General features: G+C 61.6%; 10 protein-coding genes. 9 read left to right on the plus strand and 1 reads right to left on the minus strand.

All coding sequences use genetic code 11. From position 1 onward, the window contains the following. The first annotated feature begins 1 nt into the window (after position 1). From ACO41U_RS04565 to ACO41U_RS04605, 9 genes are all read left to right on the plus strand, one after another. Positions 2-1,183, plus strand: a complete 1,182-nt coding sequence (locus ACO41U_RS04565; protein ID WP_485941946.1) for a DUF2157 domain-containing protein — start codon at positions 2-4, stop codon at positions 1,181-1,183. Next, positions 1,180-1,698, plus strand: a complete 519-nt coding sequence (locus ACO41U_RS04570) for a GDYXXLXY domain-containing protein (RefSeq protein WP_298781398.1) — start codon at positions 1,180-1,182, stop codon at positions 1,696-1,698. Before ACO41U_RS04565 ends, ACO41U_RS04570 begins: the two co-directional genes overlap by 4 nt. Before the next feature lie 48 nt (positions 1,699-1,746). Next, positions 1,747-2,739, plus strand: coding sequence for a dipeptidase (locus tag ACO41U_RS04575; RefSeq protein WP_485941948.1), 993 nt, complete (start codon positions 1,747-1,749; stop codon positions 2,737-2,739). A gap of 155 nt (positions 2,740-2,894) precedes the next feature. Then, positions 2,895-3,830 (plus strand): chemotaxis protein, encoded by a 936-nt coding sequence (locus tag ACO41U_RS04580; RefSeq protein ID WP_485941950.1) that lies wholly within the window; start codon positions 2,895-2,897, stop codon positions 3,828-3,830. 193 nt (positions 3,831-4,023) lie between these two features. Beyond that, on the plus strand, positions 4,024-4,674 hold the full coding sequence (locus ACO41U_RS04585) for a hypothetical protein (RefSeq protein WP_485941952.1): 651 nt from the start codon (positions 4,024-4,026) through the stop codon (positions 4,672-4,674). Between the two features lie 69 nt (positions 4,675-4,743). Continuing rightward, entirely contained in the window at positions 4,744-5,883 is a 1,140-nt protein-coding gene (gene rpoD / locus ACO41U_RS04590) for an RNA polymerase sigma factor RpoD (protein WP_485941954.1), read from the plus strand. A 71-nt stretch (positions 5,884-5,954) separates the two neighbouring features. Further along, positions 5,955-6,512, plus strand: a complete 558-nt coding sequence (locus ACO41U_RS04595) for a hypothetical protein (protein WP_485941956.1) — start codon at positions 5,955-5,957, stop codon at positions 6,510-6,512. A 14-nt stretch (positions 6,513-6,526) separates the two neighbouring features. Continuing rightward, positions 6,527-7,588: a potassium channel family protein gene (locus ACO41U_RS04600; RefSeq protein ID WP_485941958.1), complete on the plus strand. Its 1,062-nt coding sequence runs from the start codon at positions 6,527-6,529 to the stop codon at positions 7,586-7,588. Beyond that, positions 7,575-8,798, plus strand: a complete 1,224-nt coding sequence (locus tag ACO41U_RS04605) for an MFS transporter (protein ID WP_485941960.1) — start codon at positions 7,575-7,577, stop codon at positions 8,796-8,798. Before ACO41U_RS04600 ends, ACO41U_RS04605 begins: the two co-directional genes overlap by 14 nt. A gap of 164 nt (positions 8,799-8,962) precedes the next feature. Here ACO41U_RS04605 and ACO41U_RS04610 read toward each other — a convergent pair whose 3' ends face one another. Continuing rightward, entirely contained in the window at positions 8,963-9,166 is a 204-nt protein-coding gene (locus tag ACO41U_RS04610; protein ID WP_485941962.1) for a ribbon-helix-helix domain-containing protein, read from the minus strand. Between the last annotated feature and the right edge of the window lie 502 nt (positions 9,167-9,668).

Genomic DNA, 9,668 nt, shown 5'->3' on the forward strand with positions numbered 1-9,668 from the left:
GATGACGTCAGGAGATGAGAAGCGCCTCGTCAGCAGGGGCAACATGAGCTTCCTGCTGCGTGAGGCGGAGGTCTGGCGTGAGCTTGGCCTGATCAGCGCGGAGCAGGCGGACGGCATCCGCGGCCTGTACTCCGCGAGGCGGGGCAGGCTTCAGAACGCGCTGCTGGGGCTTGGCGGAACGCTGGTGGGGTTGGGGGTGCTCAGCTTCGTCGCGGCGAACTGGCTCGACATGTCCCGCCTTCTGCGCACGTTTCTGATCCTTGCCGGCTATGCGGCGTCCCTCGCTGCCTCCTGGGGGTGCCGGGAGAGGTTCCCCCGCACCTCCCGCGCGTTTCTGCTCGTCGGGAGCTTCATCTACGGCGGCGGCATCTTCCTGATAGGGCAGATGTTCCATCAGGGCGGGGAGTGGCGCTCCGCCCTGGGATGGTGGATTGCGGGCCTGATCCCGACCGTCGGACTCTTTCGCGACCGCTGGCAGGCCGTCCTGCTGCAGGGGCTTACGGCCCTCTACCTCCTGTTTGACCCCCTGTTGCACCCCGGACGGGTGTGGGATGCCGTCACATGGGGGAGCACCCCGCTTTGGGACTGCCTTGAGCCCTTCCTGAGGAATCCGGACGAGCTCCTCATCGTGGCGGCCCTGTGGGGGCTGTGGCACCTGTGCGGCGGACGAATCGTCTTTCGCCTCAACGTCCTGCTGTCGCTTCTGCTGCTTGGGGAGAGGTTTCAAGAGGACTTCGGCGACGACATCGCCCTGCTGGCCCTGGCCCTTGCGGGGCTCGCGCTGTCCCTTCTGGCGCCGCGCGGCGAGGACCGGCCCCTGCGGAGCGACCTGGCGGACATCGGCCTCCTGACGGCGGGGGCCTTCGGGCTCCTGCTGACCTGGCCCGATCTGTGGGCCTGGACGGGTGGGGCGCACTTTGCGTCCGCCCTTGCCCTTGTGGATGCGGCCGTGGTGGCGGTCCTGATGTTGTTGAACCTGGGGCGAAGACGCGGCGTCAGCATCCTCTTCCTTCTGCTGCTGATCGCCCGCTACTTCTTTGACGACTTCCTGAGGTTCACGTCCAAGGCCTGGGTTTTCTCCATCGCCGGGGCGGCCCTCCTTGCCCTGGGCTTTCTTCTGGAGCGGCGCCTGAGGCGCGGGGAGGGCAACCCTGAGGAGAAAGGCGGTGACGACAGGACATGAGGAGTTCCCTTCGCTACCTCGCGGCGGCCGTCCTGCCGCTTGGCGTGCTGTTGTGGCTTCCCCTTGAGCCGCTTTGCGTCCTGACCTGGGGGCGTGAAATCTGCCTTGCCGCCCGCCCCATCGACCCGCGCGACCCCTTTCGGGGCGATTACGTCGCGCTTGAGGTGAACGCCGCGTCGGTGCCCGAGGCCGCCTTTCAGCCAGCTTCCGCGCTGTCGGCTTTCGACAGGGAGTGTTTCGTGACGCTTATTCCGGAGCCGTCGGGCCTGTGGGGCCCCTCCCTGGTGACCCTGGTGGAGCCAGAGGACGGGGTGTACCTGCGGGGACGGATCGACTTCAGAAAGGTCGGGAGCATGGTTCACGTCGACCTTGGGGATGGGCTGAGGCGTTTCTACGTCCCGGAGGGCACGGGACAGGCTCTGGAGCGCGCGGCCCGGGACGGAAAAAACTACCGGGCGACGGTGCGGATCCTGCGGGGCAGAGCGGTCATCGTTTCGCTGGACGTGGCGCCGTGAGGACGTTCTTTCGTGATTTTGACGCTTTGATGCAGAGGGGTTGTTGATTTGAGTTCTTTGTCGAATTCTTTGATCGTTGACGCGCATTACGACCTTTTGATGGACGTGGCCCGCCTGCGCCGCCAGGGGGAGACGCAGGTCATCGAGAGGTTCTACCTGGACGACCTCCGCGCTGCGGGCGTGAACGTCCTCGTCTGCTCGCTCTTCGTCTCAAACGAGTACATCCCGGAGATGGCCCTGCGCGTCGCGCTGGAGCAGATCGGCAACCTGCACGCGGAGATGCGGGAATCTCCGGGGAAGTTCGCCCTCTGCCGGACCGCCGCGGAGGCCCGGAGCGTCGTGGAGAGCGGAGGGATCGCCCTCTTCCTCTCCTTTGAAGGGGTCGATCCCCTGGGGGCAAGCCTGCAGCTCTTGTCCGTCTTCTACGAGCTTGGAGTTCGCCTCATCGGGCTCACCTGGAGCCGGCGCAACTTCGCGGCGGATGGCTGCCATTTTCACCCCCTGGAGGAAGGCCAACCCGGAGGCCTGACCGCCTTCGGCGTCGCCCTCCTGAAGGAAGCGGAGCGCCTCGGGATGATCGTGGACGTCAGCCATCTGAACGACGTCGGCTTTGACGACGTGTTCCGCTTCTTTGGCGGGCCCATCATCGCCTCCCACTCCAACAGCCGGTCCGTCTGCCCCGTCGCGCGAAACTTGACGGACGACCAGATCCGCAGGCTGGCGGCGCGCGGCGGCGTCATGGGGCTCAACAACTCGACGTCCTTTGTGCGGCAGGGCGACTTCCCCCCGGACGAGCCCAGGTGGCTGGGCCTTCTGGATCACGCGCGCCACATCGTCGACCTCGTGGGGGAGGAGCACCTGGGGCTTGGGCTGGACCTCTGCGAGTTCAGCAAACCAGAGGATTGCCGAACCCACAGCGTCTTTCCGACGTACCGGCACGTCGTCCCCTTCGTCGAGGCGCTGCGCCGGGAGTTTCCGGCGCAGGTCGCCAAGGGAATCCTGGGCGAAAACTGGATGCGGGTCCTGGAGAACCTGGGTTGACGAGAACGCCCGATGCGTCGATGCACGATTTTCGGGCAATCCATTTGGCGGTTTCGGCGATGTAGTGGTAAGATAAGCTTTGACTAGACGTTCACGTCCGAGTGCCCTCGCAGGTAGCGCAGGGGCATTTGTCGTTCAGGAAACGAGGGGTCTGCATGCAGGAAGTTAAAAAGGTTACAACTGAGGTCGGCACAAACGAATGGCAGCTTGTCGTCTTTGTCCTGGGGGACCAGTCCTTTGCGATCAACGTCGATAAGACAAGAGAAATCCTGCGATGGCCCGGATGCCGTGCGATCCCTGACGCGCCGGCGGCCCTGATTGGGATCACCTCGGTGCGTGGGGAGGTCCTGCCGATGGTTGACCTGCGCGTCTTCCTTGGGATTCAGCCGATGACCCCCATAGAGCAGAGCAAGGTCATCATTGCGGAGTTCAACGAGGTCAAACTGGGCTTCGTCGTCGATGCCGTGGAGAGGATCTACCGCATCAAGTCCGAGGACCTCGACTCCACCATGACGGGGAAGTACCTTGGGGACTGGATCCTTTACGTCATCAAGCGGGATACCCGTAACGTCCTGCTCCTCGACTACGAGGCCATCGTCCAGACGATCAGCCCTCAGCTCGTGATCCAGCACAACGCGGCGGATTCGGCGAAGACCAGGGCTATGCTGGAGGAAGTCGGACGCCCGGCGGATTATCACATCATCGTTGCGGAGGACTCGCCCCTGATCCGAAAGCAGGTCGAAGACGCCCTCACCGCCAGCGGCTTCACGAACCTTAAGATCTGTCCGGACGGGAAGGTGGCCTATGACGCCATCGTCAAGGACAGAGAGGACTGCGACCTCCTGATCACGGACGTGGAGATGCCCCGGCTGGACGGGCTGACGCTGACCCGCCGCATCAAGGAGAACGTGGAAACGAAGAACATCCCTGTTATCGTCTTCTCCTCGATCATGGCAAACGATATTAAAAACAAGGCCGCGAGCGTCGGCGCGAACTATCAGGTCACGAAGCCCGAGATCAACCAGCTGGTGGAGTGCGTCGTGAAGGTTATCAAGGAGAAGGCGGAAAAGCGGGCCGCGGTGGGAGAATAGGCTGCCCCAGCGGCGACGCGCCGGCAGAACGCCGCTTCGGTGAAAATGCCGTTCCATATCAGCACAAGGCGTCCTTGCCTTGTGCCGCGTTTCGTTTGAAGCGGTCCCCCGGAAGCGCCCGCGGAAAGCCGTGTCGACGGGGAGGCAAAAATCCCGTCAACGCGGCCCCAGTGCAAAACGAAAAGAGGTCGCCTTGCTGCCCTACTGGAATTCGGACCTGGCTCTGGAAATTGCCCCGTGGTTTCCCCTCGGCGTGGACTATCAGCCGATCTCGATCAACCGTCTTTACAGCCCACAGCTGAGGCAGATCGCTGCCGGCTGTCTTGAGCTGGACAGCGAGTTCTTCTTCATGTCCTCCCCGAGGGCGGGGTGCATCGGGAGCCTGGTGAGGGATAACTTTTACAGGGATGAGCCCTGCAGCTTTCTGACATTGGGCTTCCTGATGATTTTGGGGTATTCCCCGCGCATGGAGCGCCTAGTTGGGTCCCTCTTGAAGGGGCCGGAACGCAAGATGCTCTCCGCCGGAGTCGCGTTTTGTTCCCTATGGAACGACAGCATCTTGCTGGGGTCGATGAAGGTCATCGCGGTGGTGAGCGAGGAGGCCTTCTTCGACGAGGCGGATTTTCTGAATGGCTTTGAAAAGCTGCTCCTTGAGGCGAAGGGAAAGGACGAAGTCCCCTTTTTTGCCGAGAAGTTTGGGTACCGCCGCTTCTGTGTGCCCTATGAAACGGACGACCCCCTGCAGCTCAGCATCCGTCAGCTGCTTTACGAAATGGAGTTCGCGGAAACGAGGCAGATGGTGGGCCCGTCCCCGGAGAGTCGGTTTTCGCAGTTTTTAGGATGACGTTAGAAGGGGCTTGCAGCGGTCGAGCGCCGCGATTTGGAGAGCATGTCCCTGAGAAAAACTGGAGGTATGGCTGTGCAGGACGATAGAGAGCCGCTGGAGAAGACTGACGATACCCCGCAGAACGAGGCGGCGTACCTGGGAAAGGTGCGCAACCTGGTCCACGAGGGACAAGGACGCGGCTTTGTGACCAATCGCGACATCGAGAGGCATATTCCCGTGGAGGCGTGGGACTCCGATACGCTGGACAACATCCTGAGCAACCTTCAGGAGATGGGGATCGAGGTCGTCGAGGAGGAGAAGCTGGACAAGATATCGCCGACCACCGCCGGACACGATGAGTTTATCCCTGCGCTGGACGGGGACCTGGGCAAGCTGGACGACATCCCCCTGACGGACCCGGTGAGGATGTACCTGCGGGAGATCGGGAAGGTCCCGCTCCTGACGGCTGCCGAGGAGGTCCAACTGGCAAAGCAGATGGAGGAGGGCAACGTCAAGTCGAAGCAAAAGCTGATAGACGCCAACCTCCGCCTCGTCGTCAGCATCGCGAAGAAGTATATCGGCCGTGGGATGCTCTTTCTGGACCTCATTCAGGAGGGCAACTTGGGGTTGATCCGGGCCGTCGAGAAGTTCGATTATCGACGTGGCTTTAAGTTCAGCACCTACGCCACGTGGTGGATCCGGCAGGCGATCACGCGGGCCATCGCGGACCAGGCTCGGACCATCCGCGTTCCTGTCCACATGGTGGAAACCATCAACAAGATGGTGCGCGTTTCGCGGCAGCTGGTGCAGCAGTTGGGGAGGGAGCCGACGGACGAGGAGGTCGCGCGCGAGATGAGCATCGACCCGTCCCGGGTGGAGGAGATTCGCCGCATCTCGCAGCTCCCAATCTCCCTGGAAACGCCCATCGGCGAGGAGGAGGACAGCCAGTTGGGCGACTTCATTGAGGACCATGAGCTGCCTAGCCCCGACGAGGCCGCGGCAGGGCACCTCCTGCACGAGCAGATCGAGGAGATGCTCTCGAACCTTTCAACCCGCGAGCGGGAGGTCCTGCACTTCCGTTTTGGGCTTGAAGACGGACATTCCTACACCCTGGAGGAGGTGGGACGCAAATTCAACGTGACCCGGGAACGCATCCGGCAGATCGAGGCCAAGGCGCTTAGAAAGCTTCGCCAGCCCAGCCGGAAGCTGAAGGATTTCCTGGATTAGAGGGCCTTCGGGTCCTCGGCGCTGTTGTGAGTGTGCTCTGGCTCTCGTGATGTGGTTCGGAGGCGATGTGATTGCAAAGGATGAGGAATATCCACGTTCTGTTGTTGGCTGCATTGATGGTTTTCTGTTTCGCCTGCACGGCGCCTGGGGCAGTTCGCCCACGGCGCAGCGCTACGCGCGACACTCAGGCCAAGGCGGCTGCCGCACGGGCGGCGGAGGAAAAGCTGACGGGCGACGTGGGCCGGGGATCGGACCTGGCCGCGATTGGTACTCCGAAAAAGGCGGCCACTACCTTTACGGGCTTCCCAGCAGGGACGCTTCCGGGAAACGGTGGAAGGAGTGCTGCAGTCAGTCCCAGGGCAGAAACGATGGAAAGCGACGTGGCCCCCTCTCGGGTCGCGCTGGTGGGCGATCCTCTCATCGCCCCGATCAGCGATTCGAACGTGGGCGACAAGCTGGATAAGATCGTCGCGATTGCGGACCACGTGGGCTACACCCTCGTGATGCGACCGCGGTACCGGCCCCGCTCCCTTCTGGAGCCGCCCTATTCCTATTACCTGATGCGAGGGAAGCGCAGGCTAAAGACGCTCTTTTTTGACCGACAACTGAAGCTGGTCCTGATGAACTGACGCGGGCCCATGGAATGAGCGTCCGCTTCACGAAGACCGTGAAAAATGCAAGACGGGGGATCGCCCTCTCCAGGAAGTTCAAACACCGCTTTCTCGGGGCTGTGGCGCTCCTCCTTCTGCTGTTACTTCTTGCCACGCTGCTCGTGTGGTGGCAGGAGGACGGGTTCCGGGGGTCCTTCTGGGGGGCCTTCTGGAGCGTCCTCTTCACGTTGATCGGGCAGGGCGAGTTTGCGTCCCACCCCCATACCTTCGTGGGACGCCTTATCGTCTTTTTCCTCTCGATCTTTGGCGTAGCCCTCTTTGGAGTTGTCTTCGCGGAGGTGATGCAGCGCCTGATCAACAGCCGGTTGAAGGAGATGTTGGGGATGAGTACCTGTAAATTTGAGGGGCACGCCGTGATCTGCGGCTGGAACACGCGCGGACCGTACCTCGTGCGGCAGCTCATGGCCTCGGGGAGCGAGATTGCCGTCGTGGCCGAGGAGCGGCCGACGGGCCTTCATGCCGACGTGTTCTTCGTTCAGGGCAACCCATCGGACAGGGATTCCCTGCTCAAGGCGGGGGTCGAGCGCGCCAGAGCGGCGGTCATCCTCTGGGACCCGAAGTTCGGGGACGACGACTCACGGGCCATCCTGACGGGCCTGGCCGTGGAGAGCGCCGCGCCGCAGATATACTCCGTCATGGAGCTCCACAACCCGGAGAACGAGCGCTATGCCCGCTACGCGCACGTGGACGACATCCTCTACACGGACAGCCTCATCGCGGACATCACGGGGATCTGCACGCACTTCGAGGGCATCTCCTCTTTTATCAAGGACATCCTCTCCACCTCGGACGACGGACACAGCTTCGCCTCCTTCGACGTGCCCCCGGAGTTTGAAGGAAGGACGATGGAGGCGCTCTTCGCCCACTTCCGCGCTCAGGGAACGCTGCCCGTCGGCGTGATCGTCCCGCCCGCGGAGGACCGGGAGGCCCTGGTTTCCCAGTGGGTTTCCCACGTGGACCCGCCGCTGGATGGCGTTGTTTCGCTGCCGATGAAGGCGGTCTGCATTCGGAGGAACACCCATGGGCGCGTGTGACCGTTCCCAACTGGAAGGGCTGGACCTGACCGCAGGCGCGCAGGAGAGGCGCCCGCCGCTTCTGCCGAACGTTCGGGTGTTCCTCATCTCCCTGGCCCACGGGATCAACGACATGTACGCGGCGTTTCTGCCCACGTTCATTCCCTACATCAAGGCGTCGCTGGGGCTGGACTACGCCCTCTCCGGCAGGCTGAGCATGATCGTCGGCTTCTGCCACATCATAGGGCAGCCGGTCATCGGCTGCTTGTCGGACCGTTTGAGCCGTCCGTGGCTGATCGTGATCGGCCCCATCCTCTGCGGGACGGGCGCCGTGATGATCCCCAACGCAGGGAGCTACGGCGGGGCACTTTTCGCAGCGGGGCTGTGGGGGATCGGCAGCGCTTTGTACCACCCTCAAGGCAGCGGCGGTGTAGGGTACGTTTCAAGCCCGGAGAAGCTCCCAGCCTCCCTGACCCTGTTCAACATCATGGGGACGCTGGGCGTGTTGGTCAGCCCCGTGGTCGCCATCGCAACGGTGAAGTGCCTGGGATACGAGGGGCTTTGGTTCACGCTCGTGCCTCCTCTCCTGTTGGCCCCTCTGCTGTGGTTTTGTGTGCCCACGTTGCAAGCTCCCGAAGGGATTGCCCCGTCGTCCAGGGAGGGATTCCTGAACGGCTTCTTCTCCGCCCTTGCCGTGCTCTTCCCCCTGTGGGGGCTGGCCTTCGTCCGAGACTTCGTCTTTCAGGGCGTTCGGTTCTTCCTGCCTCTGAAGGTAGCGGTGCAGGGCGGGTCCCTTGAGAGCGTGGGGACGGTCGTGTTCTGCATCACGCTGGGAGGCTCCCTGGCGATGGTTCCTGCCGAGCGCGTTTCCAAGCGACTGGGCTTCAAGAGGATCATGCTCCTCTCCATGATCCTGGGCTCCCTCTTCCTGACCAGTGCGGCCCTGTCCAAGGGCGCACTCTCCTTTGCGCTCTACATCGCGGGCGTTTCCTGCATCTATTCCACGATGCCCCTGACCGTCGTTGCCGCGCAGACGCTGATGCCACAGGCTCGCAGCGCGGCCAGCGCGATCGTGATGGGACTGGCCTGGGGGACGGCCAATGCGGCGCTGTACCCGGCGGGAGGCTTTGCGGACCGCTTCGGCATCTACAGCACGCTCCTCCTGTTGGGACTGCTCCCGCTGGCAGGGTTGGTCTTCTTCCTCTCGCCGATCTTCCGCCGCCTCAAGTGACGGCTTAATAACGACAGCCTTTTATGACGTAATGGACGAAGCAGGGCCTTTGAAGGCCCTGCTTCGTCCGTCCTTATTGCTTGGATTAAGATCAAGGGAGTTGAATCTGCAGAATAGTTCAAAGAAGAGGCGCATAGCTTGTCCTTCTCAGGCTTGAAATCCCGTCAATCAGTCACTTCGATATTGCCGTTGCCGAGCGCCTGCTCCAGAACGAGGTTGATGACTTCGTTCCGGGACCGATTGCTTTTCTCAGCCAAAGCCTCAAGCGCGACGACCGTCTCCTCCCTGAGCCTGACAGAAAAGGTCTTGTAACCATCCTCGCCCCTGAGGCCGGATTTCTTGCGAATGATGATCGTTCCTTTGAGCACAATCCCCACCTCTTAGTCTATTTTAGAAGGATGGGGGAGGGAAATATATGTTTGCATCTATAACATAAACATGTTAAAATTACCCCAAAGAGTGAGAGCGTTGCTTCTGAACTATCCTGCGTGAGAGTATCGCAACCTGATGCGCACCTCGGAATACAATAAAGAAAAATTTCGGATAAGATGGAAGTTATTTTTACGAGTGCTGTGAGCACATTGCCCAGGCTGAAGCCTGAAAGGAGAGGAATTCTTATGACGATTATGAAGAAGATGCTGGATGTCGTTTTGGGTGTAACGACCGCTGTCGTGATGGTGAAAATGCTGGAAAAGATAAAAAATTGGGTTTTGATAGACTGATACCAAATCGCGTCTAATGTGGATTGCCTCCCCTGAAAGGGGAGGTGCCGCCAAGGGCGGCGGAGGGGTTTGCTCTTAGCCTACTCAACACCCCCCAGCCCCTTCGGGGCAGCCCCCCTTGCAGGGGGGCCTTTCTTGCCCTTCTTTA

The organism is Fretibacterium sp. (assembly GCF_057312375.1).